The following is a 26723-nucleotide window of genomic DNA, read 5'->3' on the forward strand; positions in this document are numbered from 1 at the left end:
GGAGCCTAAGCTCCTCTTTTTTGCCATTGCTGGCGACGTCGATTGTTAATCGAGACGCGACGGCATTAAGCCTCTGGCGGCTTGTAACCTTCAATTTCAATTTCAGCGCCTTCAAACAAAAACGCCTGCATTTTTTCTTCTAACATGGCGCGATGGTCGGCGTTCATCATGTTCAATTTATGCTCGTTAATCAGCATGGTTTGCTTCTTCTGCCACAAACCCCACGCTTCTTGGCTGATGTTATCGAAGATGCGCTTGCCCAACTCGCCAGGGTAAAACTGAAAATCTAACCCTGCGGCGTCTTTATTCAGATATTGGCAAAAAACGGTACGTGCCATGATGCTGCTTCCTAAAATAAATTCCTTGCTGTTTATACCAGATGCGCGCCAGCGCTGCACATGCTGCGAAGGAAAAAGGGCGAGCCGCTGCGGTTGTTAACCCGGATTAACTTGACGTTGACTTGCGGTGAATGGCAGCAACGCTGGGCGGCTTCTCGATATTGGCGCTGGCAGCCACTGAAACGGCTGGCGCGGCTTGTTGCGGTCATCGTGTTTTGTTCGCGGTTTGGGTTCAGCGTCAGCCAGCCGAGCCCCATGGTTGTTAACGCGAATGGCCTTCGTTTTTTGGTTTTTTACTTGGTTTAATTTGTTGCCTTTTGGTGTCAATTTAAGTGGATTTATTTGCGAATAAATAACAAAAAAGTAGATAAATTTGTACTCGGACGCTCTGGTCTGTAACATTTTGCGGTTGCAAAAATGCAGTAAAGGGCAGGGAGCTCAAATGAAAAATCCATTTATTATCGCTGGGTTGTTACTGACAACCTCAATATTTAGCCTGCCAACCCTTGCCGCACCGCAGTGCGGGCAAGTCACCATCGCCGACATGAACTGGAGCTCGGCATCGCTTATCGCCAATGTTGATCGCTTTATCCTGGAGCACGGCTTTGGCTGTGAAGCCGAGCTGGTACCGGGCGACACCATGCCCACCAGCACCTCCATGATTGAGAAAGGCGAACCGGACATTGCCCCAGAGATGTGGTTTAACACGGTGCAGCTGTTGGTGGATCGCGGCATCCAAGATAAGCGTTTGGCGCTGGCGGGGCATTCGCTGTCCGATGGCGGCGAAGAGGGCTTCTGGGTACCGCAGTATATGGTCGATAAAGATCCAAGCTTGGCCACCATCGAAGGGGTTATCGCCAACGCGAAGCTGTTCAAGCACCCAGAGGATCCAAGCCGCGCCGCCTTTTATGGTTGCCCTGCCGGTTGGGGTTGCCAGCTCTCAGCACAGAACTTGTTTAATGCGTTAGCGCTGGAACAACACAACTTTGATCTGGTTGATCCAGGTTCAGGTGCAGGCTTAGCCGGTGCCATTGCCCGAGCGTACGAACGTGAAAAACCGTGGTTTGGTTACTACTGGGCACCCACCGCCATTTTGGGTAAGTACAAAATGGTTAAAGTCGATTTTGGCACCGGGGTTGATGCCGATTACTTCCGCAGCTGTTTAGCCAAAGAAGAGTGTGCTGAGCCTAAGGTCTCGATGTACCCATCGGCAGAGGTGGCCACGGTAACCACCTACGGCTTTGCTGATAAGTCGCCACAGGTATTTGCGTATTTAGGCAAGCGCAGCTTCACTAACGAACAGATGAACGGTCTGCTGGCTTGGATGGAAGAGAACCAAGCCGATGGCGGCATTGCCGCTGAACACTTCCTTATCAATCACCAAGCCATCTGGAGCCAGTGGGTTCCAGCCGCAGTTGCACAAAACGTTCTGTCGGCAATCGACGAACTGTAACTGCTTCTGGCGAGGCCACCGCGCCTCGCCTTTTCCTCCCATAAAAATAAAGACTATGAGGTGCACAACCCATGGCTGATTCCTCTTGGCTGAGCAAGTTCCCTAAGATGGACCGTGCCGATCTGTTGGAGATCCGCAAATACTTAGATGGCGCCTACCGCGATTTTTCGCGCGAGTATGGCGATGCTATTGAAGGCTTTTTTAGTCCGCTGTTGGACTTTCTTATTTGGTTCGAAAAGTTGTTGGTGCAATCGCCTTGGTGGGCGGTGCTGATTGTGATCACCGGCTTGGTCTATCTGGCCAGCCGTTCGTGGAAGATGTCGCTGTCGGTGGTGGTGGCGTTTTTGCTGATCGGCTACTTCGGCATGTGGCAAGACACCATGCGAACCCTCAGCATTATTACGGTATGTACCATGCTGGCTATCGCCCTAGGAGTGCCGATAGGGATCTTAATGGCGCGCTCGAACCGCGCCCAAGCGATAGTGACTCCGGTGCTGGACATTATGCAAACCATGCCGGCGTTCGTGTACTTGATTCCGGTGGTGATGTTGCTGGGGATTGGCAAAATTCCAGGGGTGATCGCGGTGGTGATCTACGCCATTCCGCCGGTAATTCGCCTGACTAACTTGGGCATTCGCTTAGTGGATAAAGAGGTGCTGGAAGCCGCCACCGCTTATGGCGCAACCGCTTGGCAACGCTTGGTTGGGGTGCAGCTGCCGCTGGCTGGGCCAACCATTATGGCTGGCATCAACCAGACCATCATGATGGCGCTGGCGATGGTGGTTATCGCCTCGATGATTGGGGTTAAGGGCTTAGGCCAACCGGTGCTGAAGTCGATCACCAACCAATACTTTACCTTGGGCCTGTTCAACGGCTTAGCCATTGTGGCGTTGGCGATCATCTTCGATCGCGCCACTCAGGCTTACGCCAAGCGTACCCAGAAACACATGCAGGGAGGCCACCATGAGTGAGCAACCACTGATTGAAGTGAACAACCTGTATAAGGTGTTTGGCAAAAATCCGCAGCAGATCATGCCGCAGGTGAAGCAGGGATTAAGCAAAGACGAGATCCTCGCCAGCAGTGGCCATACCGTTGGCCTTAAAGAGATTAACCTCAGCATTAATCGCGGTGAGATCTTCGTGATCATGGGGTTATCGGGCTCGGGCAAATCCACCCTTATCCGCCACTTTAATCGCTTGATTGATCCTACCGAAGGCCAAATTTTGGTGGACGGTGTAGACGTAATGCAGCTGTCGCAAAAACAGCTAGAGCAGTTTCGTCGTCACAAGATGTCGATGGTGTTTCAACGCTTTGGCCTGCTGCCACACCGCACCGTGTTGGACAACGTCAGCTACGGCCTGAAGGTACAAGGGGTGGCAAAAGAGAGCCGCAACGCCACCGCCAAGCAGTGGCTGGAAACCGTGGGCTTAGCGGGGTACGAACAACAGTACCCATCGCAGCTTTCCGGTGGTCAGCAGCAACGGGTTGGTTTAGCCCGTGCCCTGTGTACCGACGCAGAAATTTTGCTGATGGACGAAGCCTTCTCGGCGCTGGATCCGCTGATCCGCAGCGAGATGCAAGATCAGCTGATTGAACTGCAACAGCAGTTGAATAAGACCATCATCTTCATCACCCACGATCTGGATGAAGCCCTGCGAATTGGCGATCGCATCGCCATTTTGAAAGATGGCAACTTGGTGCAGGTGGGCCAGCCGGTGGACATCTTAATGAACCCTGCCGACGACTACGTGGAAGCCTTTGTTAAAGACGTCAACCGCCCGCGCGCCCTAACGGTAGAAACCGTGATGCGGCCACCGGCGCTGCGCTTAACCGCCGACACCATTGGTGAAGCTCTGAAGCAGATGAAGAAAACCACCGCCGATTACGCCTATTACGTTAGCGATGATGGCTATCAAGGGGTGGTGTGCCAGCAGGCGCTGGAGGTGGCGGTTGAAGACAACCACAAGCTGCCGATGGATGAGTTTGAGCTGGAACAAGTTGCAGCCATTGCGCCGGATGCGCCACTGGAAAGTGTTATTCCCGGCACCATGGGTGCTGATTTCCCACTGCCTGTGGTTGATGCAGACGGTGACATTCAAGGGGAGCTGTCTCGCGGCCACTTGGCCGAAGTATTGGCGGACTTCTATGAAGAGGACGCCGACAAGCCTTCCCCAACTAACGACGACCAAAAGGATGTTTGATTGTGCGTATTTCACTAGCCGCCACTTTCGTTGGCTTAGCGCTGGCCAGCAGCGGCGCTTATGCCGCGAATAGCACTAACGTTGAGCAAGAGCTCGATGCGCTGAAGCAACGAATTGAGCAGCTGGAATCGGAACAAGCCGAAACCAGTAAAGCCCAAGACAGCGCGTTTAAATTTGGTGGCGCGGCGCGTTTTACCTACTCCTACACCGATTACGATAACGACAACGAAGATCGCGGTGGCGACATCGATTTTGAACTGTTCCGTATTGGTGTGGATGGCGAGATCAATGGGGTCATTTTATCGGCGGAATACCGCTGGTATCAGTACATGGATGTGGTGCACCACGCTTACGTTGGTTACCACTTTGATGAACACCAGCAGGGCAAAATCGGTGTTACTCAGGTGCCGTTCGGGATCTTAACTTGGGCATCGAACAGCTGGTTCTTTAGTTCTAACTTCTACACCGGCTTGGAAGACGATTACGATCTGGGGTTGAACTACACCTACACCAATGACCGTGGTCGCTTAGATCTGGCGTTTTATAAAAACGACGAACAGGGCGGCATTGATGGCTACGTAGGCGACCGCGCCGATCGTTACTCTTACGATGTCGTCGGCGTGCGCTTGGATGGCGAAGGCACCTTTGCTGCGCCAAGCATGGCCGCCGGTGAAACCAACACCTTTAACGTGCGTTACGTGCATAACTTCAACTGGGATGAGGTGGCGTTAGAATTTGGCGGCTCTGGCCAGTTTGGCCAATTAGAGCTGGATAACAACGATGGCGATCACTACGCTGCCGCCGTGCACGGTGTGGTCAATTACGATCGCTGGAACCTGAAGCTGCAGCTAACCGATTACGGTTACGACGTGGACGGCATGGATGTGGCGCAGATGGTGGTTGGTGCTTACGCCTTCTTTGATTCGATCCCCGCGGAAGCCACCAGCTACATGGCCAACATCGCTTACAGCTTGCCAGTCAGCATTGGGCCTGTATCCAACCTGACCTTCTACAACGATTACAGCATCATCACTGAAAAATCAGGCAACTTAGCAGACACCTTTATGAACGTAACTGGGGTGGCTATCGCCGCTGGCGGTTTGTTTACCTACGTTGATTTTGTGGTTGCGGAAAACCAACCCTTTGTTGGCGGCAGCTTGGTGGGCACGGATGGCACCAATCAGCGCTTTAACATCAACGTTGGTTACTACTTCTAATGCGCTAAGTGTGTACCGCGCGCTGAGTTACTACAGCTAAGCGCAATCACTAAAGCCCACCGAATTCGGTGGGCTTTTTGTTGGTTGTTGATCGCTTTGCTTACGATGTGATGGTTGGGTGGCGATTGAGCCGCGTTACAGCTGCGCTAAGATCTTTTCCGTGGCGGCCGCAAGGCCGATGCTGTGCTGCTCGCCAAGGGCGTACCAATCGCCTTGTTGCTCGGCAACCCGATTCGGCTTGTGCGTGAGCAGTGCCACCATGGGCTCAATATCTAAGTGGTAATGGCTAAAGGTGTGCCGAAACGCAGCCAGTGGCTCTGGCTCTGCCGCCAGTGGCAGGTTAGCAAGGTAGCGCTCTAGCGCAGTGTCGTTGTCAAATTGTGGCATGCACCACAGCCCCCCCCAAATGCCGCTGGGTGGGCGTTTCTCTAGATAGATCTGATTGTCGTGCAACAGCACCAGTAACATGCCGCGCTTAGCGGGTTTGTCTTTCTTGGGCTTTTTGCCGGGAAAGTCGGCGATGCGATGGGTTAACCGCGCTTGGCAACTGGCGGCAACGGGGCACCGGTCGCACTTTGGCTTAGTGCGGGTGCAGATCATCGCCCCCATATCCATCATCGCTTGGTTATAAGGCTGGATCTCAGTGCTGGGGCTGTTGGCGATGGCCACTTGCCACAGCTTATTCTCTACCGCCTTCACCCCATACCAACCGTCGATGGTGTTGTGGCGAGCCAGCACCCGCTTAACATTGCCATCTAAAATGGCGTGGGGCTGATTCAGCGATAAGCTTAGAATGGCGCCGGCGGTGGAACGGCCAATGCCCGGCAAGCTCATTACCGTGTCAATGTCGGTTGGGAACTCGCCGTTGTGTTGATCGCGGATCACTTGCGCGCATTTATGCAGGTTGCGGCCACGGGCGTAGTAGCCGAGCCCAGTCCACAGGTGCAGCACCTCATCGATGTCGGCGTTAGCCAAATCGGTTAGGGTGGGAAAGCGCTCAGTGAAGCGCTCGAAGTACGGGATCACCGTAGCGACTTGCGTCTGCTGCAACATAACCTCGGATAACCACACCCGATATGGGGTGCGATTATGCTGCCAAGGAAGGGTTTTTCGTCCGTGTTGGTGATACCAAGATAAGATTTGGCTAGCAAAGCTAGTCGGGTTCGCTTCCATCGATGGGCAACCTAAAATACAATCACGCGTTTTTGTGGGCGACAGTGTAGCGTCCGATGCCTCAAGCGAGAAGAACAGATGAGTGAAGAGCAAAAAGCGTCAGAATCTAACGAAGATCTGCGCCTGCGGAAAATCCGCTCTTTCGTTAAGCGCGAAGGCCGCATGACCAAAGGTCAAGCCCGCGCGATGGAGCAGTACTGGCCAACCATGGGTTTGAACCACGTGGATGGCAAATTGGATATCGATGCCGCCTTTGGCCGCAGCGCGCCAGTGGTACTCGAAATTGGTTTTGGCATGGGCAAGTCTCTGGTTGAGATGGCCAAGGCCGAACCGGAAAAAAACTTTATTGGTATTGAAGTGCATGGCCCCGGTGTTGGTGCCTGCCTGCTGTACGCCGAAGAGTTGGAAGTCACCAACTTGAAAGTGTACGAGCACGATGCGGTAGAAGTATTGGCCGATTGCATCGCCGATGAAAGCTTGGATCGAGTGCAGCTGTACTTCCCTGATCCGTGGCACAAAAAACGTCATCATAAGCGTCGTATCGTAAAAGAAGAGTTCATTGCTGCCATTCGCAGCAAGCTGAAGGTGGGTGGCTGGTTCCATATGGCGACCGACTGGGAACCGTACAGTGAGCACATGGTTGAAGAGATGAACGAAGCCCCTGGTTTCGCTAACACTGCCACCGATGGCAACTTTGTACCACGCCCTGACTTCCGCCCATTGACCAAGTTTGAGGCCCGTGGCCAACGCTTAGGTCACGGTGTTTGGGATCTGATCTACAAGAAAGTTAACTGAAGGAAGCACCATGGCGATTAAGCAAAACGCAAAACGTAACGCGCGCATTCACAAGAAATTGCGTACCGGTGAATTCCAAGAGCTGGGCTTTGATGTCTTCTGGACTTTCAATGCTGAAGCCAGCGAAGCGCAGATCGATCAAGTGGTTGGTCAGCTGATCGACGACGTCATCGAGCCACAGCAGCTGGGCTTCTCTGGTTCTGGCCATCGTGCGTGGGAAGGCTTGGTTTGCACCCGTGATATCGGCAAATGCACCGACGCCCACCGCCAAGCGATTGTGGCTTTCTTCAACGATAAGCCGGTAAGTGACGTAAAAGTTACCGAGCTATACGACGTTTGGTGGGGCTAAGTGCCGGACGTTAGCCTGCTAGAGGGGGTGCTGGCGGATGCAGCACCCCTTTTAGGTCAGGGTAAGGTAGCTGATTACATTCCCGAGCTAAGCAAAGTGGATGGCAATAAGCTTGGGATCGCCGTGTGCACCGCCGATGGTGGTGTGGTGGGGGCGGGTGATTATCAGCAGCCGTTCTCGATCCAGAGTATTTCCAAGGTGTTTGCCTTGGTGCAAGCGATGACCCTCTACAGCGAAGACGAGCTGTGGAGTCGGGTAGGTAAAGAGCCTTCGGGCAACGCCTTTAATTCGCTGGTACAGCTGGAACACGAATGCGGTAAACCCCGTAACCCCTTTATCAACGCGGGTGCCTTGGTGATCACCGATCTGCTGCAAAGCCGATTAAGTGCCCCACGACAGCGGATGCTTGAGCTGGTGCGAGATCTCTCTGGCAACCCGCAAATTGTGTCGGATAAAGCGGTGGCGCAGTCGGAATATCAGCATATGGCGCGTAACGCTGCCATCGCGTACTTGATGAAATCGTTTGGTAACTTTAATAACGACGTTGATCAGGTGCTGCAAACCTACTTTAACCACTGTGCGGTACGGATGAGCTGTGCTGATCTGGCGCGGGCGTTTTTCTTCTTGTCCAACAAGGGGGTGTGCCTAGGCGATCGCCGGTTGTTGTCGGAGAAGCAAAACCGTCAGGTGAACGCCTTATTGGCAACCTCTGGTTTGTACGATGGTGCGGGTGAATTTGCCTATCGAGTTGGCATGCCCGGTAAAAGTGGCGTTGGCGGCGGCATTATTGCCGTGGTGCCCGGCGAGATGAGCGTATGCGTCTGGGGCCCTGAATTGGATGAGAGCGGTAACTCGTTAGCTGGCATCGCCATCTTAGAGATGCTGGGCAAACGATTAGGACGCTCTATTTTTTAGCGCAAGCCTTGGCCAGCGGTCTAGATTAAAACCACAGTTATTGGCGATATTCGCCAGTGACTGTGGTTTTTTATTATCTGTAACTCAATAAAATCAACAGCTTAAATGTTGGCATGATTGTGGCTTATGGGTAAGCATTCGTGCTAATCAGCAGTGATTGGCCGCCACCCGATAAATAAAAGGATGTTGATTATGTTTAAACGCCTGCTTGCCTGCTGCTTACTTGTTCCTTCTTTGGCCTTTGGCGCCCAGATTGATGTTGATGGTAATCAATGTCAGGTGGAGCTGAATTACGATCTGCAAGTCAGTCCACAGCAGTTAGTTATCAGTGATAAACAGCAGACCCTGTACCATTTTGAAGATGGCCAGCTGCTGGTTGATGGTCAAAAGGTGGCACTTACCCCAGAACAGCGCTACCAGCTTGAACAGTTTCAGCAGCAGTTATTGATTGGTTCGAAAGATCTGGTGGCGATCGTCAACAGCGCCCTGTCGTTGGCGGCGGATGTGATCTCGCAAGTATTCCAAGAACTGAACATCGACAGTGACACCCCAGAGCAATTGATGGCTAGCCTGCAGCAAGAAGTAGCCAAAGCGGTCAGCGCCGAAGATGGCAGCTATCAATTATTAAGCCAATCGTTTGATCAAGCCGGTGATGAGATTGGCGAAGCGGTTGAATCGCAAATGGAGCAGCTGATGAGCGAAGGCATCGGCCAACTGTTGATGAGCTTGGGCGAATCCATGAGCAACGGCGAAGGCAGCTTCGAGCAACGGATGGAAAATTTTGCCAGCTCAATGGAAAACATGGGCGAGCGTATTGAGCAACAGGTTGAGCTGCGCGCCGACAACTTAGAGGTGCAAGCTGAGCAGCTGTGTAGCCAATGGCAAAAATTGGATCTGCAGGAGCAGCGGATCCACGATTTAGTGCCGCAACTGCAACCATATGAACTGGTGACTGCAGAACAAAACGAGCTCGCGTTTTTACGCTAAAAAATAGTCGGAAAAGTTAAAAAAAAGCGGTGATATCAATATCACCGCTTTTCTTTTGGGGGATACACAGGCCACAATAGCAGCAGTCTTAAAGGGGAGTGTTATGCGCGAGTTGTTGGAGCCGATCGTTATTTTTACCCATGTAGTCCGGGCCCAAGGGTTTTCGGCTGCGGCTCGAAAGCTGGGTATCTCTAAGTCGAAGGTAAGCAGCCAGATCAGCATGCTAGAGCAGCGCCTTGGCGTGCAGCTGGTACAGCGGACTACTCGCTCGCTCAGCCTCACGGAAAGTGGCGAGTTGCTGTATGGCCACAGTGAAGTGTTGTTGCGAGACTTAGATCAGGCCATTGCCAGCGTGCAGGATCTGCAAAAAGAGATCCGCGGCGTACTGCGAGTGGGGATCACCCAAGCCTTTGGTGCCTTGCACCTGATGCCGTTGCTGCCAAAGTTTATGGAAGAGCACCCAGAGTTAGAGCTGGAAGTGAGCTTCTTGGATCACAAAGTCGATGTGGTTGCAGAGGGCTTGGATCTGTTGTTAACCATGTCAGAGCAGCTGCCACTGGGCATGGTCGCCCGACCCATTTTAGCCTGTGATTTTGTGCTGGTTGCATCGCCAGACTATTTGGCCGAGCACGGGGTGCCTTATCACCCAGAGCAGCTAAGTCAGCACAACTGCCTTATCTATAAAAGTGAATGGTACGAACACGCCACTTGGGAATTCAGCCAAGGGGAAGATAAGTGCGAGATCCGCGTTAAAGGCAATTACCGAGTGGATGACGCCCCAGCGCTCAAAGATGCAGCGAGCCGAGGCATGGGCATCGTTTATCTGGCTACGTACCTGCTTGAGGATGAGCTGAAAAACGGTGAACTGGTTGAACTGCTGCCAGAGTGGCAGTTGGATCACCAATTAAGCCTGCAAGCGGTGTATCCGCGTCGACAACACCTGCCGCCTAAGGTGCGGGCTTTTGTTGATTTCGTGCGAGCCCACTTCGGCAAAGAGCAGCTTCCATAGCACACAAGCCCGAATTAGGCTGGAATCATTGTTCTTTATTGAAAACAGTGCCAGGCACAAATAACATTCAGATATTTCAAGATGATGATATTTAAGGTTTTTTGATGTTTGAGCACTGTTTTCTATTTCAGTCCAATCGTTGCCGATTTGTAAAATCTTAAAAATCAAAGACTTGTCAGTATCCAGTGACACGCTAGAATGGCTCCATCAAACGAGGATAGCCGCAAACGGAATTGACCCCTTCGTGAGTAACCATTCTCAGCCGTGTTTGATAGCAAACAATGGTGATTGTTTGTGTGGATGTAACAATCCATCATCTGGACTACTGCCCCAGCGTTTTGCTGGGGTATTTTTTGAAAATTACACACTCCGTACCCTACAAAATTCTAATAGCGGTGGTGGTAATTTATAGCGACAGGCCGCAGTAAGAATAATAAATTAGCCTGCACTAATAATAAAAATGAAGGGAGACCAATTTGGTCTCCCTTTTTCTTTGCGTACTTTTTGCCATAACCGATGCCGCAGGTGTTTATTGGTGGCCATCGCCCCATCGCCCTCGCGACTCTTCTCTCATACGAAAGCGTATAAATTCGACTACATTTTCTCTAGTTAAAATGAAAAGCATTTGAATTTTATGGGCATTTTTTGGTGTTAGACTTATCCTCGCAAGTGTTTGAGCCGTCAACCTCTGGCCGAGTGGCTGTTGAGCGCTGAACTGCTGTGGCATTCGGCCTAATGGCCGACAGTCAAAGCAGCAATGCTGCACCAATGATCAGCGCAAAGTCGTTCTCATTCACTTAAGTTAGGCACAGCCTTATGGATTACAGTAACGGCGATTCTGCTCATCGCCGTGGTACGAGCGGCAAGCTCAACCCAGCAGTACTTTATCGGCAACATCATGGATTAACCCTTATTTCGGGAGAGTAAAATGGAACAAGAACAGATAGAAAAGTACCTAGCGCAAGCGCCTGATCTGCTGATTGCTTACGGCACCAAAATCTTATTGGCGTTGGTGATCTTTGTGATTGGCCGCTGGGTCGCCAAGATCTTGGCTAACGTAGTTCGCACCCTGTTAACCAAGCGCGGTTTGGACATCACCGTCGTTGGCTTTATGGGCAACATCGTCAGTGCCGTAGTAACGGTCATGACCTTGATTGCGGTCTTGGGGCAGCTTGGGGTGCAAACCGCCTCGTTAGTGGCGGTGTTGGGTGCAGCGGGCTTGGCCGTTGGCTTGGCGCTGCAAGGGTCTCTGTCGAACTTTGCCTCTGGGGTGTTGCTGGTGGCATTTCGCCCATGCAAAGCGGGGGATTACATTGAAGCCGCTGGGGTGGCCGGTACCGTAGAGGAGATCAGCATCTTCTCGACCACTTTGGTTACGCCAGACAATAAGCGCATTACCTGCCCGAACTCTTCCATTATGGATGGGGTGATTGTGAACTACAGTGCCAAAGACACACGCCGTGTCGATATGACCGTTGGGGTTGCTTACGATGCGGATCTGCAACAAGTGAAGCAGGTGCTCAACAAGGTGGTTGCCGCCAACGAATTGGTCTTGGCTGAGCCTGGCGTTACGATTGAAGTGGCTGAACTGGCCGATTCGTCAGTGAATTTTGTGGTGCGCCCGTGGGTACGAACTGCCGATTACTGGACGGTGTACTTTGGCTTACAAGCGGCGATGAAGCTTGAGTTGGATAAAGCAGGCATTGGCATTCCATTCCCACAGATGGATCTGCACGTACAGCAGCTGCCAACTCAGTAAATGCTGACGCTGCACCATTCACCGTAGTGCAGATACAACAAAGCCTCACCTGGCGGGGTGAGGCTTTGTTATTGGCAACTTAAGTTCGACTTACTGAAATTGCCAGCTCATGGTTACGATCAGAGACCATAGGAAAGGCGCTAACTCAAACCTACAGGATGATGATGAACGAATCACAACCAAGAGCTCATCGACGGGATTAAGTTTGCCTAAAGCGCGGTAAGAACAACAGCGAACAAAAATAACATTCGCATGAATCTGTTTTGTGCGAAACCTTCGGCAACAACAGGCACACCCACATTGTGGTTATTCCCACTGCGAAAAACCCATTTCGTTACCATTTGTTTCATTCGAGCGGCATTGGCTGCTGAAAATTATTCGTCTTTTGGCTCCAATAACGCGCAGATAAGATCACAGTGTTGGCCAAAATGCTGTGATAATCTGATGCGAATCCTTCTCAATACAGTAGCTTCCGATGTTTGATTTCCGTTCTGATACCGTTACTCAGCCAACTCAGGCGATGCGCGATGCCATGGCCACTGCCGTTGTCGGTGATGACGTTTATGGTGACGATCCCACCGTGAATGCGTTAGAGCAGCAAGCGGCCGACATGGCGGGATTTGAAGCGGCGTTGTTTATCAGCTCTGGCACCCAAGCCAACCTGCTGGCATTGATGTCGCACTGTGGCCGCGGGGATGAATACCTCTGTGGCCAACAGGCGCACAACTACAAATTTGAAGGGGGCGGCGCCGCGGTGCTGGGATCGATCCAGCCGCAGCCACTCACTAATCTGGCCGATGGCAGTTTGGATCTGAACGAGATTGTTGCGGCGATTAAGCCCGACGATATCCATTTTGCTCAAACCCGACTGCTCAGCCTTGAAAACACCATTGGCGGCAAGGCGCTGCCGTTGGAATATCTGGCGCAAGCCCAGCAGTTAGCGTTTGATAACGGCTTGAAACTGCACCTTGATGGAGCCCGAGTTTTTAATGCCTGTGTGGCGCAAGGGGTGAGCTTAGCCACCATCGCTCAGCACTTTGATTCCTTTACCATCTGTCTCTCTAAAGGCTTGGCCGCGCCAGTGGGGTCATTGTTGGTGGGCGATGAAGTGCTGATCAGCAAAGCGCGGCGCTGGCGTAAGATGCTTGGGGGCGGCATGCGCCAAGCGGGGATCTTAGCGGCGGCAGGGCAGTTGGCGTTAACGGAACAAGTAGAACGCTTGGCTGACGATCACGCCAATGCCGCTTACTTGGCCGAAGGCCTAGCCCAGCTGCAACAGGTAGAGGTGCAAAGCTGTGCCACCAATATGGTGTTTGCTACCTTTAATCACAGTGACTTAAACAGCTTAAGCCAACAGCTGCTGGCCGATGGCATCAAAGCCTCGGTGGGCAAAAATACGCGTTTAGTGCTGCACAAAGACATCAGCCGCGAAGGCGTGGATAGCCTGTTGGCGAGCTTGGCACGCTTTGAACGTTAAGCTGAGCCAACGCCACGTGCGATCAAACGGATCTCATCTGCGCGGTTTCTCAGCGCCCCATGCATGAACAAACGAGGTGTGAAGCCGATGGATAGCTCGTCTACTCCCCAAGGTGAACTGGTGTTGCGTACCCTCGCAATGCCCGCCGATACCAACGCCAACGGCGATATTTTTGGCGGCTGGATCATGAGCCAAATGGACATCGCCGGTGGCCTTAAGGCGAAGCAACTGGCTCGAGGGCGGGTGTGTACCGTTACCGTCGATAAGATGACCTTTCATCGGCCGGTGGCGGTTGGGGATACGGTGTGTGTGTATGGGGCGGTGCTCAAACGCGGCAACAGCAGTTTGCAGTTGCACCTAGAAACGTGGGTACGGCCGATAAACTACGACAGTGACGAGCACTACTTAGTAACCGATGCGGTGTTCACCTACGTTGCCATTGACGACGATGGACGGCCACGTCCATTGCCGCAACCTAAGCCGATGCCGTCCTAACTTATTCGGTTAACAGCAGCTGGCCACGCGTTCGGGGCGATCATCGCCCATCGACTGTAAGCGAGAGCTGGCGGCTTGTAGCGTTGTCTGGCAGCCCTGCTGGGCAACGCTGATCACTTGTTGTGCCCAAGCGGGCAATTGCGGGTGAATACGATAGAACACCCACAGCCCTTGGCGCCTATCCTGCAACAAGCCCACCTGACGCAACTGCGCTAAGTGACGCGAGATCTTCGGCTGGCTTTGCTCCAGCGCAGTCGTGAGCTCGCACACACACAGCTCCTGTTCTTGGGCTATCAATAAGATGCTGTACAGTCGGGTTTCGTCTGCCATCGCTTTAAAAAACTGAACGGAGTCCATCGCTATTACTCGGCCGAGGTGTGGTGAGCCTATTGGCGCAGCACCACAGGGTGACGGTTCGTTGAACCTAAATGAGTGACTACTATATTTGATTCTTCATATGCAGTGAAGGCGGCTGAGCCCGCTGCAGCCCAAAGTGGTGCTTCACGTTACGCCAGTGGCTTGATCTTATTGCAATGATAACCGAGGTTAAGACAACAAGATGACGCGCTGATGCGCGTTCGTTGCCCCCGTTAACAGGAGAGAACCGATGCAATCACCATCCCCTAAAGCCCCGTGGCACCTGTATATCGTGGCGGTATTGGGCGCCATTTGGAACAGCGGCGGCGGCTTTGATTACTACATGACCCAAAGTCGCAATGCCGAATACATGGCGCAATTTACCGAAGCGCAGTTAGCGTTTTTTTACGATCTGCCCACGGTGGTGGTGATCTGCTGGGCGGTGGCCGTCTGGGGCGGGGTACTGGGCTGCATCTTGTTGCTGTTGCGAATGAAGCTGGCCGCGCCCGTGTTGGCGCTGTCGTGGGCCTGCATGACCTTCACTGCCGTGCGTAACTACGGCTTTAGCGATGGCATGAAGGTGATGGGCGATCCGGTATCCATCGCCTTCAGTGTGGTGATTTTTATCATCGCGTTATTGCTGGCGCTGTATTCCCGCTCGCTGGCACGCTCTGGGGTGCTCAGTTAAGACTGTACCTGTTAAGCAGCACGGATTGAGCCGCGCGGTGATTGGGCCCGAATCAGCCCAATGCACCGCCCAATAAATACGCCCCGCATCGCGGGGCGTATGGGGTATAACGGCAGCGGTTTAACGCCACTGGTTAAGCAGCGGTGAAGGCTTAGGCCACCGCTTGCTCGCGCAGTTTATTCCGCAGGGTTTTGCCCACAGTGGATTTGGGCAGCTCGGCAATAAACTCAACTTGTTTTGGCACCTTATAGGCGGTCAGTTCTTCACGGCAGTAAGCGATGATCGCCTCTTTATCGATGCTGGCACCGGGTTTCAACACAATGTAAGCGCGCACCGCTTCGCCGGTTTGCTCATCGGGCACCCCCACCACGGCACACTCAAAAATCGCTTCGTGCAGAGACAACACGTTTTCAATTTCGTTCGGGAACACATTGAAGCCAGACACGATCACCATGTCTTTCTTGCGATCGACAATTTGGATGTAGCCATCGCTGTCGAAGCGGGCGATGTCGCCGGTTTTAAACCAACCGTTTTCAATGGCTTCAGCGGTGGCGTCGGGGCGTTTCCAGTAGCCTAGCATCACCTGTGGGCCGCGCACCCAAAGTTCGCCCGCTTCCCCCTGTGGTACGGCATTACCCAAGGCGTCGGCCATCTTCACTTCCGTGCGGATCAGCGGGATCCCGCAGTACCCCATGCGTTCGCCATTCATCGGGTTAAAGGTAACCACGGGGGCGGTTTCGGATAAGCCGTAGCCTTCGCTGATCACGCAGCCGGTGGTGGCCATCCACGCGTTATTGGCGGCTTCGGTTAAGGCGGTGCCGCCAGAACAGGTAAGGTGCAGATGGCTGAAATCCAGCTTGGCAAATTCAGGGTGATTGCACAGGCCAACAAATAGGGTGTTCAAACCGGCAAAGGCGGTGAATTTATGCTGGCTCATGGTGGCAATAAAGCTGTCGAGATCGCGCGGATTGGGGATCAGCACATTGTGACAGCCGCGGCTGAAGAACATCACCATATTCAGGTTAAAGGCGTAGATGTGGTACAGCGGCAAGGGCGCGATAAAGGTTTCAGCGCCTTCACGGCAGCGCTCGCCGATGGAATCCACCACCTGCTCTACATTGTGCAACACGTTACCGTGAGACAGCATTGCGCCTTTAGAGGGGCCAGTGGTGCCCCCGGTGTATTGCAGCAGCGCCAAACTGTCGAGACTTTCAGGGATCACTCGGGTAAATGGCAAGTTGGCGCCTTCGCTGAGGATCTGCATCAGCCCGACGTGCGCCGGATCAGTGAGCTGCCGGACTGGGGCGCCCAGCAGATCGGCGGGATCGGTCACCACCACTTTGCTGATCTGAGTGTCCTCAATCACCTTGGCCAGATTGGGCAGCAGATCCCCCAAGATCACAATCGCCTGAGCGTCGCTGTCGATCAACTGGTGGCGCATCTCGCGGGGGGTGTACATCGGGTTAACGTTCACCACCACCAAGCCACTAAGCAGGGCACCAAAGGCGGCAATTGGGTATTGGTTTAAGTTCGGCAACTGAATGGCAATCCGATCCCCAGGTTGCAACTGTGTATGGTGCTGCAGCCACGCCGCAAAGGCTTCTGCTTGGCTGCCAACTTCGGCAAATGTGAGGGTACTTCCCAAGCAAGTGAAGGCGGGTAACTTATCGTATTTCTTACAGGTTTCCTGAAACATCTGCGCGAGATCTGAGTACATGGAGACTCCCTTTGCTTGGATTGGCGTGCCAGCCATAAAGTGAATTCAAACATCCGTTTAATAGCTAACCTAAACGCTTTTTTATGCGGACTGGTCTGATCTGTTTGACGGCAAAAATCCCACCATAACGGGGCTCAAAAGCGGTTTTGAATGGGGTGGCCTTGCGGGTAATTATGCAAGCCAAGATCTGGGCGGGTGTTGTTGTGATGGGAGTAATGGCGTTACTGCGGTGGGATGGTTACAATCCGCCGCTTTGCTTAGTTTAAACCCCAGATAGGAGTTGGCCGATGCACGCCACCATGCCCACCTTGCACTACAGCGAGCACCCCCAAGCGGTTGTTGGCGGCAGTGAATTTACTCGCCATGCGGTGCGCGCCATCATTACCCATCAGGATCAGATCCTGCTGCTTTACACCGCCCGTTATGACGATTACAGCCTGCCCGGCGGCGGTGTGGATGAAGGGGAATCTTTAGCTGCGGCGGTCGTGCGCGAAGTGGAAGAGGAAACCGGCGCCCGTAATGTGACCATTAAAGCTGAACTTGGCCGTTATGAAGAGCTGCGTCCGTGGTACAAAGCCAGCCACGACAATGTGCGCATGCATTCGTACTGCTACTGGTGCAGTGCGGATCCCACGCTGGGGCAAACGCGATTGGAAGATTACGAACAAGCCAACGGCATGAAGCCGCTGTGGATGAACTTAGCGGACGCCATTGCCCATAATGAGCAGATCATCGCATCCAGCGACAAAGCGGGCTTAAGTGTGCAGCGCGAACTGTGGCTGTTACGCCATATTGCAGCCAAGCTTAAAAATAGCGCAGCCGCTTAATCAACTTGGGGTTGAGACCAAAAAAATGCAGCCCTAGGCTGCAGTTTTTTCACTTTAACTGACGCTGTAGCTTAAACAGCGTGATAATTGCAAAAACAGATAGTCTAGTCGTTCTGAAAGGGTCATCGCTGCTCCGTCTTTGGTCGTAAACTTAGGCTTAAGTTGACGCCATAAAAGTGAATAAGATGGGCTAATACTGCCCGTTAGCAAGCGTTACAACTGTGACGACAACGACAATCTGCACCGCGACGGTTTGGGCAGATCGCATAAAATTGATCTGTTCAGCAAAGCGACTGCCACTCTGCAAAGTGGGTCACCAAAGGCGGGTTATTGCGGTTATGGTCAACAAAAATAGCGCATTGGAATTGAGATCACGCCCAAGCGTTTGTTTTTGTGATTAACCTATCTTAACGGGGCCAACATCAGCCGCGTTAATCACTGATAAATGAGGACATCATGGCCACCGGATTTAATCTTGCCATTGCGGCGCTGGCTCAAACTGGGCTGGATGAATTAGAGCAGGGCAAACAAAGTGGCAAGGTGCCACGTAACCCCACGTCAGAAGCGCACTACTTTAGTGCTTGGGTTACCCGTGCTATTAAGCAGCATCGTTTCCCCCATTGCGTGGCGAAACAACTCTTTGCGTGGCAAAAAACGGCTCGAACCCAAGGGGCAAACGCCGGTTTAAAAGTGCTGTTTGAACAGATTGTGGCGACTTACGCGCCGCTGCTGGATGACGCGGCCCAGATGAGGGCCACTGGCGCGGATCAGTTTGAACGGGTGTTTGCGGCTTTAGAGCAGAACCACTGGTATGTGGAGCGGGATTATCCGGTTACGCGCAAAGTCAGTCACCATACCGATGGTCAAAACAGCGTGGTGATCTGCAGCGAGCAGTGGGCGCAGGGCTTGAATGAACACGGAGTGCAGATCAAGCCGATCTCGGTTTACGCCCGTGGCGACATAAAGCAGCTGCTGCAGCTGGCTTACCAGCAGCAGCTGTTGCTGCACAAAGTCACCGATTACAAGTCGCTGGTGAAATACCACGGTGAGTACATTATCTACCCAGCCAATGGCGGCCCAACGTTAGCCGAACTGCTGCCGCTGAGTTGATCCCCTGAGCGGGCGCCCAGAGTGGAGCTTGGCGGTGCTTAGCTCCACATCACCAAAATCGCCGCCACGGCAATTAAGCCCAACCCCAATACGTCGTTGATCTTGGGGCGCTGCTTTAGCCACAGCGCGGCGATCATCAAGGTAAAGAACACCTCAATCTGCCCCAAGGTTTTCACCAATGGCACCGCCTCTAACGCCATTGCACTGAACCAGCCAATCGAGCCGACGCAACTGGTTACGCTGACCGCTAAGGTCAGCTTGGGTCGTTGCCATAGCGCCTGTAAGGTGGCGTGGTCGCGCCAGCGCAGATAAGCCAACAGCAGCAAGGTTTGCAGGCCAATCACCAGCAACAGTACCCAGGCGGCGCGATGGGGAAAGGGCAAGTTGATGGTCAGGCTGGCTTGGCGTACCCACAACGACGTTAACGCAAAGGCAGTACCGCACAGCAGCCCGGTGACTATGGTGGACAGCGAAAGCTGCTTCAGACCGCCTTTGCTGGACAGCAGCATCACCGCGATTGCGCCGAGCAGCACCCCTAACCACCCAAGCCACGACAAACTGGTGCCAAAAAACAGCGTGCCCAACACCGCCGCCATTAAGGCTTCGGATTTAGCCAGCCCTGCGCCCACGGCAAAATTACGCATCTGGAACAGCCGCACCATCAACGCCGTTGCCACAATCTGCATCAACGCCGCGCCAATAACGTATTGGACCAGGGGCCAGCTGGGGCTGAGCAGATCGGTTGGACGCCACAAATACAGGCCCGACAGATACACCGCAGCGATGGGGCCCGCGTAGAGAAAGCGCGCCAAGGTAACGCCGCTGGCCTTCACTTCGGTGCTGAGCCGACTTTGTAAGGCATTTCGCCAAGATTGGGCGAATGCCGCCAACAGGGTAAAGAGGATCCACATCAGAGGGGGGTAGGCCTAGATCAATAACAGGGCCGTTATGATACCGAGCGCCGCCAACGTCGGCGATAAATACTGGCATAACAAAACGGCGCCTAAAAAGGCGCCGTTGCGGTGTACTGTTGCACGATTTGGCTTACTTGCGAACGTTGAAGCCGTTCGCGAAGATCAGCGGGGTAAAGGTGCGTTCCAGCGTTTTGCTGGTGAACGATGGCATGGTCATCTGCTCAGAAAAACGAATCACATCGCCCTTCTTCACGTTGGTTTGTGGCGCTGCCGCCCAAACATCTTTACCGGCTTCGTTAATCTTTACGTAGGTGTAACCGCCGCTGTTCATGGTTTCCAGCACCTCACCTTGGTGCGGTAATTGCATCGCTGCGGCGCTAGTAGAGATAGCGAATAGGGCCACACTGGCCAATTTCAAAATGGTTTTGATCACAGGAATATCCTTGCTGTCATGCTATTGATGTCGTGATCTAACCAGCGCAAGAGTGATATGTCTTGGCTGGTGCATTAGAAATGTTAGCTTAATCACGGCGAATCGTAGCTGGTCTGAAAAAATGTTAACTGCATCCGTCTGTTACAAATACAGTGGGAACTAAATAGGAGTGAATAAAATGAATTGGAAACTGACAGGGGCAGCGTTATTGGCCACGTTAGCGTTAACAGGCTGTGGTGATAACAAAGGCGAAGTGAGCTTGGGCTGGTTTACCACCAAAGATGTGGTGATCCGCGATTTCCAAGATCCTAAAGTGCCAGGGGTAACCTGCCACGTGGCCTCGATTGAAGCGGATCTGTCGCTGGCGGATCCTTCCAACTCTTCGATTGCTTGTCGCCAAACCGACGAGATCTTCTTAGCCAACATCACCGACATCGACAAGTCCGACAACGGCGAACTGGTGTTTAAGCAGAGTAAATCGGTGCTGTTTAAGTCGCTGAAAGTGCGCCGCATCTATGATTCGGAAAACCAAACGCTGCTGTACCTCTCTTACTCCACCAAAGAGACCGAAGGCAGCTACAAGCACTCGCTGTCAACGGTATCGCTGTGGGGCACCGCGGCCTACCAAAAGGAACGATCCGTTAAAAACTAACGGTTTGGTCTGTTTTGCCTGAGCGCAGCGGTCATTGAGTCCGGCGCTGCCACTGTCACAATGTTTGTTTGGGCATCGACAGGAGCGCAGCGATGGGGCCGCTACAAGGGATCACCGTAATTGAGATGGCGGGCATTGGGCCCACGCCTTTTGCTGGCATGGCCTTGGCCGACTTAGGCGCCAAGGTGATCTTAATTGAGCGCAAGCACGCCAGTAACAACGCCGCCGCAGGCTTAGATCAGCGCGGCAGCAACCTTTTTCATCGTGGCAAACAGGCACTGGCGCTGGATCTCAAACAGCCCGAATCGGTGCCATTGGTGCGGCAGTTGCTGGCGCAAGCCGATGTGCTGATTGAAGGGTTTCGTCCCGGAGTGATGGAACGGCTAGGGTTGGGGCCCGATATCGCTTTAGGCATCAACCCTAAGCTGATCTACGGTCGCTTAACCGGCTATGGCCAAACCGGCCCCTTGGCGCAGATGGCGGGGCACGAACCCAACTACACCGGCTTATCCGGCGCGCTCTATTACGGTGGCCGCCCAGCGCAGGGAGCGCAGCCGCGGCATGCGCCCAGCGCCCCGTTAACCAGCATGGGCGATGTGGGTGGTGGTTCGATGGTGCTGATAATGGGGATCTTAAGCGCGCTGCTGCACGTGAAAAATGGGGGCCCAGGGCAGGTGATCGACAGTGCCATCAGCGACGGCTCCGCGTACATCTCGACCTTGATGTGGAGCCTAAAACAGATCGGCCACATCGACAGCGAATTTGGCCACGGCTGGGCCGATGGGGCTGCACCGTGGAATCAAACCTACTGCTGCGCCGATGGCCGCTATGTGGCGGTGTGCGCGCTGGAACCGCAGTTTTATCAGGCGCTGTTACAGGGGTTGCAGCTGAACGACGATCCCCTATTGCAACAGCAATGGGATCGACGCCATTGGTCAGCCGCAACGGCACGGCTTAGTGCGCTGTTTGCCAGCCAGCCCCAAGCCCACTGGTGCGACCGATTTGCCGGCACCGACGCCTGCTTAGGGCCGGTCTTGGATTTTGAACAAGCCCAAGCGCACCCCCACAACCAAGCCCGTGGCACCTTTGTTAGCCCCAATGGGGTCAGTCAGCCCGCCCCCGCGCCGCAGTTCAGTGCCACCCCCACCCAAGCGGGCACCATTCCCCAACATGGTCAGCACAACCAAGCCATCTTGGCGCAACTGGGGTTAACCCCAGCAGAGATCGCCGCGCTGCAACAACAAGGGGTGTGTTAACCGGCCAAGCCCTTGCGAAACTGCAGCGGGGTGTAACCCGTCCACTGCTTAAAGGCGCGAATGAAGGCGCTGGTTTCGCTGTAGCCGCAGCGCTCTGCAACAAGCTCAATCCGGTGTTCGGGATCGCTTAAGTAGTGAATGGCAATGTCGCGGCGAATTTGCGCCTTCACCACTTCAAAACTGGTGCTCTCCGCTTTTAGTCGTCGTCGCAGGGTTTGTGGATGAAAGCCTAAGCGGCTGGCGGTATCCCCCAAACTGAGCAAGTTGTCGTGCTGGGTAAAGTGATCCTTAATTTGCTGCCGTACCGCAATGGTGATGGCGCCAGCCGCATCCAGCGGCAAGTAGATGTCCAGCGGCGCACGGCGCAGATAGGTGTCTACCCGTGCTTCGTTTTGCACCACCAAATGATCTAGGTAACTTTTGTCGAAACAGAGGCTGATCTCGGTCTGATTAAACAGCACCGGTGCCCCATAAAACATGTAGCGATACTCCGGCGCATACTCCGCGATCGGGTAATCCAAATTAACCTGATTCAATAAAATGCGGTCGTTACACAGCCAACTGCCAAATCGGTGGAACACCGTGAGTAGCGAATCGACCGCGTAGTTATCAACAATGGCCTGATCCTCAAGCCGCTCTAACCGCAGCACCGCTTGGCGGCCACGCAGGCCAAAGTGGTAGCGAAAGCTGTTATCAAACAGGTTATAAAAATGCACCAACCGCTGAAACGCATCGCCAATGGTGCGGCAGTGCACCGCCGAGCGGGCGAAGAAAGCAAAGGTGCCAATGGGGCAGCGTCGATGCAGCAATCCGTACATTTCGCAATCCATTAGCCCCGCCAGAGTACGCTGCAGTTGCACCACCTTTTCGACGGGAATGCGAGCGTCGGCCTGCTGCAACAGCGCTGGATCTAAGCGGCACTTGGCCAGCAGCCGCGGCAGATCAAGCTGTTGCTGGCGTGCCGCCTGGAGCGAGTGGTTCAGCAAGCTGGCGCAAATGGTCAATCGCGCCGCAGTGGCACGGTGCTGCTCAGCCTGAGTCGGATCACCATCCTTGGTGGGTTGAACGCTGTTTTTAGTCAATTCCGTTTGTCACATACTGTCTATTTCTTGTCCTTATCTTGTCATTGTTTGCCCCCCGCTTGTATCCCAGAATGAAAAAAGTTTGTGTCTTTTGGGATGGCCAATGACTGGCCCACGTCAACAAGGGAGCTTGAATGAATCACGCCTATATCTTTGATGCGGTGCGAACGCCGCGCAGCAAAGGCAAGGCCGATGGCAGCCTGCATCAGGTTAAGCCAATCGATCTTGGTGCTGGGCTGCTGCGGGAACTGCAGCGCCGCCACGATTTGGATACCGCTTACGTCGATGATGTCGCCATGGGCTGTGTTACGCCGGTGGGCGAGCAGGGCTCGTGCATCGCGAAAGCGATAGCGATGCACGCCGGTTGGGATCAAAGCGTGGCTGGGGTGCAGCTGGATCGGTTTTGTTCGTCGGGGTTAGAGGCGGTGAATACCGCTGCCCAAAAAGTGATGTCCGGTTGGACGCAGCTGATGGTGGCTGGCGGCGTTGAAGCGATGTCGCGGGTGCCGATGGGCAGCAATGGCGGCGCCATGTTCACCGATCCGGATTTTGTGCTGCAGCAAAAATCGGTGCCCCAAGGCATAGGCGCCGATCTCATCGCAACATTAGGCGGTTGGGATCGACAGGCGGTAGACAGCTACGCCTTGCAGTCGCAGCAACGGGCTGCACATGCCCAAGCCAGCGGCTATTTTGACCGTTCGGTGGTGCCAGTAACCGACAGCAACGGTAGCGTCATTTTGGCCAAAGACGATTTCATTAAAGCCAACAGCAGCATGGACGGATTGGCGGCGCTGAAGCCGTCGTTCGCCAAATTAGGGGCCATGGGCGCCGATGAAATGCTGTTAAGCAAATACCCCGAAGTGGCGGCGATCAACCACGTCCATACCCCGGGCAATTCGTCGGGGATCGTGGATGGCGCCAGTGCGGTACTGATTGGCTCGGCGCAGGCGGGGCGCGATCTGAACCTCACCCCTCGGGCAAAAATCATCATGGGCACGGTGCTGGCGACCGAGCCCTCCATCATGCTGACCGGCCCAGGCCCTGCGGCAAAGCAGGCGCTGAAACTGGCGGGCATGACCACCGCCGATATCGATTTGTGGGAGATCAACGAAGCCTTTGCTTCGGTGGCGCTGCGTTACATGCAGGATCTCGACATCAGCGCCGACATCACCAACGTTAATGGCGGCGCCATCGCCATGGGCCACCCGTTAGGCGCTACCGGCGCCATGGTGCTGGGGGTGGTGTTGGACGAATTGGAGCGACGCAACCTCAACACCGCCATGGTGTCGTTGTGCATTGGCGGTGGCATGGGGATCGCCACCATTATTGAGCGGGTTTAAGGGGCAGCATGATGAGCGGATTTCACTACCAACAAGACGCCGACGGCATTGTAACCATTACCATGGACATGACCGGTCCAGTGAATGCGATGAATGCCGAATTTGACCAAGCCTTTAGCCGCTGCGTGGCGCAACTTGAAGCGCAAGACAACCTCACTGGGGTGGTGTTTGCCTCGGCCAAATCGACCTTTTTTGCCGGTGGCGATCTGAATGTTTTACTGGCGGCCAATGGCGCCGAGGCCGATCAACTATTAAGTAACTTTCTGGCCAATAAAGCGATGCTTCGCCGGATTGAAACCCTGCCGGTACCAGTGGTGGCTGCCATCAATGGCGCGGCCTTGGGCGGCGGCTGGGAACTGTGTTTATTGTGTAACTACCGAGTGGCGCTGGATAAGCCCAAGGTGAACATCGGCCTGCCAGAAGTTACCCTTGGGCTGTTGCCCGGCGCCGGTGGCGTGGTGCGAATGACCCACCTGCTTGGGGCCGAACAGGCACTCCCTTACTTGCTTGAAGGCAAGCCGTTGGCGGTGGCGAAGGCGCAGCAAGCGGGGTTGGTGGATCAACTGGTCAGCGAGCCCGAACAGCTGCTGCCGGCGGCCAAAGCGTGGATCCTCGCCAACCAAGATAACCCCGAAGCCAGCGTGCAGCCGTGGGATAAACCCAAGCACCGGATCCCCGGTGGCGGCTTTAACCATCCCCAAATGGCGCAGCTGGCCATGATGGCGCCGGTGATGCTGCGACAGAAAACCCGCGGGCTGCTGCCCGCACCCGAGCGGATCTTAGATGTGGTGTTGGAAACCCTGAAGCTGCCGTTTGATTTGGCCCAAGAAGTGGAAAGCCGCCACTTCACCAGCTTGGTGCGCAGCGTACAGGCCAAGAACATGATCTCTACGTTCTTCTTCCAGATGAACAAGGTTAATGGCGGCGCCAGCCGTCCGCCCGCGCCGCCAAAGCAGAAGATTGGCAAATTGGGGATCATCGGTGCTGGGATGATGGGGCAGGGCATCGCCTTCTCCTCGGCCAAGGCGGGCATTGAGGTGGTGCTAAAAGACACCAGCCAAGCGGGCGCCGATAAAGGCAAAGGCTACAGCGCCAGTTTGATGGATAAGCGCATCAGCCGTGGTCGCGCCAGTGAACAACAGAAACAGGCGCTGCTGCAGCGGATCCACGCCACCGCCGTCGATGAGGATCTGCAAGGGTGCGATCTGATCATCGAAGCGGTGTTTGAAAAGGTGGAGTTAAAGCATCAGATCAACCAGCAAACCGAACCGATGCTGGCCGCCGATGGCATTTGGGGCTCGAACACCTCGACCCTACCGATCACCGAACTGGCCAAAAGCAGTCGCGATTCGGAGAAGTTCATCGGCATTCACTTTTTCTCGCCGGTAGACAAGATGCCGCTGGTGGAGCTGATCTGCGGTGCCAATACCTCCGACGACACCCTCGCCAAGGCGTTTGATTACGTGCAGCAGATCGGCAAAACGCCGATTGTGGTTAACGACAGCACCGGCTTTTACACCTCGCGCACCTTTGGCATGCAGCTGGCCGAAGCCGCGCAGATGGTGGCCGAAGGGCTGCACCCGCAGCGGATCGACGCGCTGGGCAAAGCCATCGGCATGCCCGTGGGGCCATTAACCATTCAAGACGAAGTCAGCCAAAAGCTGGCCTTTGATGTGGCCAACACTCAGATCGCCATGGGCTTGATGGATCCCAGCCAAGATCCCTTCCCCGAAGGCAACGCCCTGATCCGCGCCATGGTGACCGAAGACAACCGCCAAGGGCGCCATCACGGCGGCGGCTACTTTGATTACCACGACGGGGGCAAAACCCTGTGGCCGCAACTGCTGAGCTGCTATTACAAGCCAGAAGTCACGGTAAGCGATGCCGACATCAAAGATCGGTTGCTGTTCATCAACGTTAACGAAGCGTTGAAATGCCTGCAAGAAGGGGTGGTGCGTACCGTCGCCGACGCCAACATCGGCTCGATTTTAGGTATTGGTGCCCCCGCCTGGACCGGCGGCTACATCCAGTTTGTGAATGGCTATGGCTTACAGCGCTACATCGACCGCTGCGAGCAACTGGCCGCACGCTACGGCGCGCGTTTTCGCGCCCCCGCCATCGTGGCGGAATACCTCAGCGCAGAGAAAGAGTTTCATTAAGCCCACGGCTCAGATCGGA

Annotated in this window: 26 protein-coding genes; 19 read left to right on the plus strand and 7 right to left on the minus strand. The window is 54.2% G+C overall.

What is annotated here, in order from left to right:
- Positions 1-65: 65 nt before the first annotated feature.
- Entirely contained in the window at positions 66-338 is a 273-nt protein-coding gene (locus tag Q0796_RS15655; protein WP_298444840.1) for an oxidative damage protection protein, read from the minus strand.
- A gap of 442 nt (positions 339-780) precedes the next feature.
- Here Q0796_RS15655 and Q0796_RS15660 point away from each other — a divergent pair, with 442 nt between their 5' ends.
- The 4 genes from Q0796_RS15660 (at position 781) to Q0796_RS15675 (ending at position 5210) form a co-directional block, all read left to right on the plus strand.
- Positions 781-1791: an ABC transporter substrate-binding protein gene (locus tag Q0796_RS15660; protein ID WP_298444842.1), complete on the plus strand. Its 1011-nt coding sequence runs from the start codon at positions 781-783 to the stop codon at positions 1789-1791.
- Between the two features lie 71 nt (positions 1792-1862).
- Positions 1863-2762: a proline/glycine betaine ABC transporter permease gene (locus tag Q0796_RS15665; protein ID WP_298444844.1), complete on the plus strand. Its 900-nt coding sequence runs from the start codon at positions 1863-1865 to the stop codon at positions 2760-2762.
- Entirely contained in the window at positions 2755-3993 is a 1239-nt protein-coding gene (locus Q0796_RS15670) for a glycine betaine/L-proline ABC transporter ATP-binding protein (RefSeq protein WP_298444846.1), read from the plus strand. Before Q0796_RS15665 ends, Q0796_RS15670 begins: the two co-directional genes overlap by 8 nt.
- Positions 3993-5210 (plus strand): carbohydrate porin, encoded by a 1218-nt coding sequence (locus Q0796_RS15675; RefSeq protein ID WP_298444900.1) that lies wholly within the window; start codon positions 3993-3995, stop codon positions 5208-5210. Before Q0796_RS15670 ends, Q0796_RS15675 begins: the two co-directional genes overlap by 1 nt.
- Before the next feature lie 135 nt (positions 5211-5345).
- Here the strand turns inward: Q0796_RS15675 and mutY are convergent, their stop codons facing one another.
- Positions 5346-6383, minus strand: coding sequence for an A/G-specific adenine glycosylase (gene mutY / locus Q0796_RS15680; protein WP_298444848.1), 1038 nt, complete (start codon positions 6381-6383; stop codon positions 5346-5348).
- Positions 6384-6461: 78 nt separating this feature from the next.
- Between mutY and trmB the strand changes: the two genes are divergently transcribed.
- The 8 genes from trmB (at position 6462) to yciA (ending at position 14169) form a co-directional block, all read left to right on the plus strand.
- Positions 6462-7178 (plus strand): tRNA (guanosine(46)-N7)-methyltransferase TrmB, encoded by a 717-nt coding sequence (trmB, locus tag Q0796_RS15685; protein WP_298444850.1) that lies wholly within the window; start codon positions 6462-6464, stop codon positions 7176-7178.
- A gap of 10 nt (positions 7179-7188) precedes the next feature.
- Complete coding sequence (locus Q0796_RS15690) at positions 7189-7527, plus strand: 50S ribosome-binding protein YggL (protein WP_298444851.1); 339 nt, start codon at positions 7189-7191, stop codon at positions 7525-7527.
- Positions 7528-8442 (plus strand): glutaminase B, encoded by a 915-nt coding sequence (gene glsB / locus Q0796_RS15695; protein WP_298444852.1) that lies wholly within the window; start codon positions 7528-7530, stop codon positions 8440-8442. It abuts the gene before it with no gap.
- Between the two features lie 192 nt (positions 8443-8634).
- A complete protein-coding gene (locus Q0796_RS15700) occupies positions 8635-9429 on the plus strand; it encodes a DUF2884 family protein (RefSeq protein WP_298444854.1) in 795 nt (264 codons plus the stop codon).
- A 103-nt stretch (positions 9430-9532) separates the two neighbouring features.
- Positions 9533-10438, plus strand: coding sequence for a LysR family transcriptional regulator (locus tag Q0796_RS15705; RefSeq protein WP_298444855.1), 906 nt, complete (start codon positions 9533-9535; stop codon positions 10436-10438).
- 928 nt (positions 10439-11366) lie between these two features.
- The gene (locus Q0796_RS15710; RefSeq protein WP_298444856.1) at positions 11367-12197 is read left to right on the plus strand and encodes a mechanosensitive ion channel domain-containing protein; all 831 of its coding nucleotides are present in this window, start codon (positions 11367-11369) and stop codon (positions 12195-12197) included.
- Between the two features lie 475 nt (positions 12198-12672).
- Positions 12673-13674 carry a low-specificity L-threonine aldolase gene (ltaE, locus tag Q0796_RS15715; protein ID WP_298444858.1) on the plus strand — a complete coding sequence of 334 codons (1002 nt, stop codon included), beginning with the start codon at positions 12673-12675 and terminating at the stop codon, positions 13672-13674.
- An 87-nt stretch (positions 13675-13761) separates the two neighbouring features.
- Positions 13762-14169 (plus strand): acyl-CoA thioester hydrolase YciA, encoded by a 408-nt coding sequence (gene yciA, locus Q0796_RS15720; RefSeq protein WP_298444860.1) that lies wholly within the window; start codon positions 13762-13764, stop codon positions 14167-14169.
- Between the two features lie 9 nt (positions 14170-14178).
- Here yciA and Q0796_RS15725 read toward each other — a convergent pair whose 3' ends face one another.
- Entirely contained in the window at positions 14179-14526 is a 348-nt protein-coding gene (locus Q0796_RS15725) for a metalloregulator ArsR/SmtB family transcription factor (protein ID WP_298444861.1), read from the minus strand.
- 250 nt (positions 14527-14776) lie between these two features.
- Between Q0796_RS15725 and Q0796_RS15730 the strand changes: the two genes are divergently transcribed.
- Complete coding sequence (locus tag Q0796_RS15730) at positions 14777-15214, plus strand: hypothetical protein (RefSeq protein WP_298444863.1); 438 nt, start codon at positions 14777-14779, stop codon at positions 15212-15214.
- 151 nt (positions 15215-15365) lie between these two features.
- Here the strand turns inward: Q0796_RS15730 and Q0796_RS15735 are convergent, their stop codons facing one another.
- Positions 15366-16931, minus strand: coding sequence for an AMP-binding protein (locus tag Q0796_RS15735; protein WP_298444865.1), 1566 nt, complete (start codon positions 16929-16931; stop codon positions 15366-15368).
- A 287-nt stretch (positions 16932-17218) separates the two neighbouring features.
- On the opposite strand from Q0796_RS15735, the gene Q0796_RS15740 reads away from it, so the two are divergent.
- Entirely contained in the window at positions 17219-17758 is a 540-nt protein-coding gene (locus Q0796_RS15740) for an NUDIX domain-containing protein (RefSeq protein WP_298444867.1), read from the plus strand.
- Positions 17759-18214: 456 nt separating this feature from the next.
- Positions 18215-18868: a DUF2913 family protein gene (locus Q0796_RS15745; RefSeq protein ID WP_298444869.1), complete on the plus strand. Its 654-nt coding sequence runs from the start codon at positions 18215-18217 to the stop codon at positions 18866-18868.
- Positions 18869-18906: 38 nt separating this feature from the next.
- On the opposite strand, the gene Q0796_RS15750 is transcribed toward Q0796_RS15745, so the two are convergent.
- A complete protein-coding gene (locus tag Q0796_RS15750; protein ID WP_298444871.1) occupies positions 18907-19779 on the minus strand; it encodes a DMT family transporter in 873 nt (290 codons plus the stop codon).
- Between the two features lie 133 nt (positions 19780-19912).
- On the minus strand, positions 19913-20215 hold the full coding sequence (locus Q0796_RS15755) for an NrfJ (protein WP_298444873.1): 303 nt from the start codon (positions 20213-20215) through the stop codon (positions 19913-19915).
- 178 nt (positions 20216-20393) lie between these two features.
- On the opposite strand from Q0796_RS15755, the gene Q0796_RS15760 reads away from it, so the two are divergent.
- Together Q0796_RS15760 and Q0796_RS15765 are read left to right on the plus strand one after the other, a co-directional pair.
- Positions 20394-20867, plus strand: coding sequence for a CreA family protein (locus tag Q0796_RS15760; protein WP_298444875.1), 474 nt, complete (start codon positions 20394-20396; stop codon positions 20865-20867).
- Positions 20868-20959: 92 nt separating this feature from the next.
- Complete coding sequence (locus tag Q0796_RS15765) at positions 20960-22123, plus strand: CaiB/BaiF CoA-transferase family protein (protein WP_298444878.1); 1164 nt, start codon at positions 20960-20962, stop codon at positions 22121-22123.
- Here Q0796_RS15765 and Q0796_RS15770 read toward each other — a convergent pair.
- Positions 22120-23205 (minus strand): AraC family transcriptional regulator, encoded by a 1086-nt coding sequence (locus Q0796_RS15770; protein WP_298444880.1) that lies wholly within the window; start codon positions 23203-23205, stop codon positions 22120-22122. The two genes, Q0796_RS15765 and Q0796_RS15770, sit on opposite strands and share 4 nt — an antisense overlap.
- Before the next feature lie 134 nt (positions 23206-23339).
- Between Q0796_RS15770 and Q0796_RS15775 the strand changes: the two genes are divergently transcribed.
- The gene (locus tag Q0796_RS15775; protein ID WP_298444882.1) at positions 23340-24545 is read left to right on the plus strand and encodes an acetyl-CoA C-acetyltransferase; all 1206 of its coding nucleotides are present in this window, start codon (positions 23340-23342) and stop codon (positions 24543-24545) included.
- Positions 24546-24556: 11 nt separating this feature from the next.
- Positions 24557-26704 (plus strand): 3-hydroxyacyl-CoA dehydrogenase NAD-binding domain-containing protein, encoded by a 2148-nt coding sequence (locus Q0796_RS15780; protein ID WP_298444884.1) that lies wholly within the window; start codon positions 24557-24559, stop codon positions 26702-26704.
- Positions 26705-26723: the final 19 nt, after the last annotated feature.

It is taken from the genome of uncultured Ferrimonas sp., from assembly GCF_947489035.1.
Lineage (GTDB): Bacteria > Pseudomonadota > Gammaproteobacteria > Enterobacterales > Shewanellaceae > Ferrimonas.

Coding starts and splice junctions, on each gene's coding strand:
- Q0796_RS15670 (WP_298444846.1), top strand. CDS start 2,755: ATGAGTGAGCAACCACTGATTGAAGTGAACAACCTGTATAAGGTGTTT.
- Q0796_RS15780 (WP_298444884.1), top strand. CDS start 24,557: ATGAGCGGATTTCACTACCAACAAGACGCCGACGGCATTGTAACCATT.
- Q0796_RS15700 (WP_298444854.1), top strand. CDS start 8,635: ATGTTTAAACGCCTGCTTGCCTGCTGCTTACTTGTTCCTTCTTTGGCC.
- trmB (WP_298444850.1), top strand. CDS start 6,462: ATGAGTGAAGAGCAAAAAGCGTCAGAATCTAACGAAGATCTGCGCCTG.
- Q0796_RS15665 (WP_298444844.1), top strand. CDS start 1,863: ATGGCTGATTCCTCTTGGCTGAGCAAGTTCCCTAAGATGGACCGTGCC.
- Q0796_RS15735 (WP_298444865.1), bottom strand. CDS start 16,931: ATGTACTCAGATCTCGCGCAGATGTTTCAGGAAACCTGTAAGAAATAC.
- Q0796_RS15775 (WP_298444882.1), top strand. CDS start 23,340: ATGAATCACGCCTATATCTTTGATGCGGTGCGAACGCCGCGCAGCAAA.
- ltaE (WP_298444858.1), top strand. CDS start 12,673: ATGTTTGATTTCCGTTCTGATACCGTTACTCAGCCAACTCAGGCGATG.
- Q0796_RS15655 (WP_298444840.1), bottom strand. CDS start 338: ATGGCACGTACCGTTTTTTGCCAATATCTGAATAAAGACGCCGCAGGG.
- Q0796_RS15730 (WP_298444863.1), top strand. CDS start 14,777: ATGCAATCACCATCCCCTAAAGCCCCGTGGCACCTGTATATCGTGGCG.
- Q0796_RS15740 (WP_298444867.1), top strand. CDS start 17,219: ATGCACGCCACCATGCCCACCTTGCACTACAGCGAGCACCCCCAAGCG.
- yciA (WP_298444860.1), top strand. CDS start 13,762: ATGGATAGCTCGTCTACTCCCCAAGGTGAACTGGTGTTGCGTACCCTC.
- Q0796_RS15690 (WP_298444851.1), top strand. CDS start 7,189: ATGGCGATTAAGCAAAACGCAAAACGTAACGCGCGCATTCACAAGAAA.
- Q0796_RS15760 (WP_298444875.1), top strand. CDS start 20,394: ATGAATTGGAAACTGACAGGGGCAGCGTTATTGGCCACGTTAGCGTTA.
- Q0796_RS15705 (WP_298444855.1), top strand. CDS start 9,533: ATGCGCGAGTTGTTGGAGCCGATCGTTATTTTTACCCATGTAGTCCGG.
- mutY (WP_298444848.1), bottom strand. CDS start 6,383: ATGGAAGCGAACCCGACTAGCTTTGCTAGCCAAATCTTATCTTGGTAT.
- Q0796_RS15725 (WP_298444861.1), bottom strand. CDS start 14,526: ATGGACTCCGTTCAGTTTTTTAAAGCGATGGCAGACGAAACCCGACTG.
- Q0796_RS15745 (WP_298444869.1), top strand. CDS start 18,215: ATGGCCACCGGATTTAATCTTGCCATTGCGGCGCTGGCTCAAACTGGG.
- Q0796_RS15765 (WP_298444878.1), top strand. CDS start 20,960: ATGGGGCCGCTACAAGGGATCACCGTAATTGAGATGGCGGGCATTGGG.
- Q0796_RS15710 (WP_298444856.1), top strand. CDS start 11,367: ATGGAACAAGAACAGATAGAAAAGTACCTAGCGCAAGCGCCTGATCTG.
- Q0796_RS15750 (WP_298444871.1), bottom strand. CDS start 19,779: ATGTGGATCCTCTTTACCCTGTTGGCGGCATTCGCCCAATCTTGGCGA.
- Q0796_RS15660 (WP_298444842.1), top strand. CDS start 781: ATGAAAAATCCATTTATTATCGCTGGGTTGTTACTGACAACCTCAATA.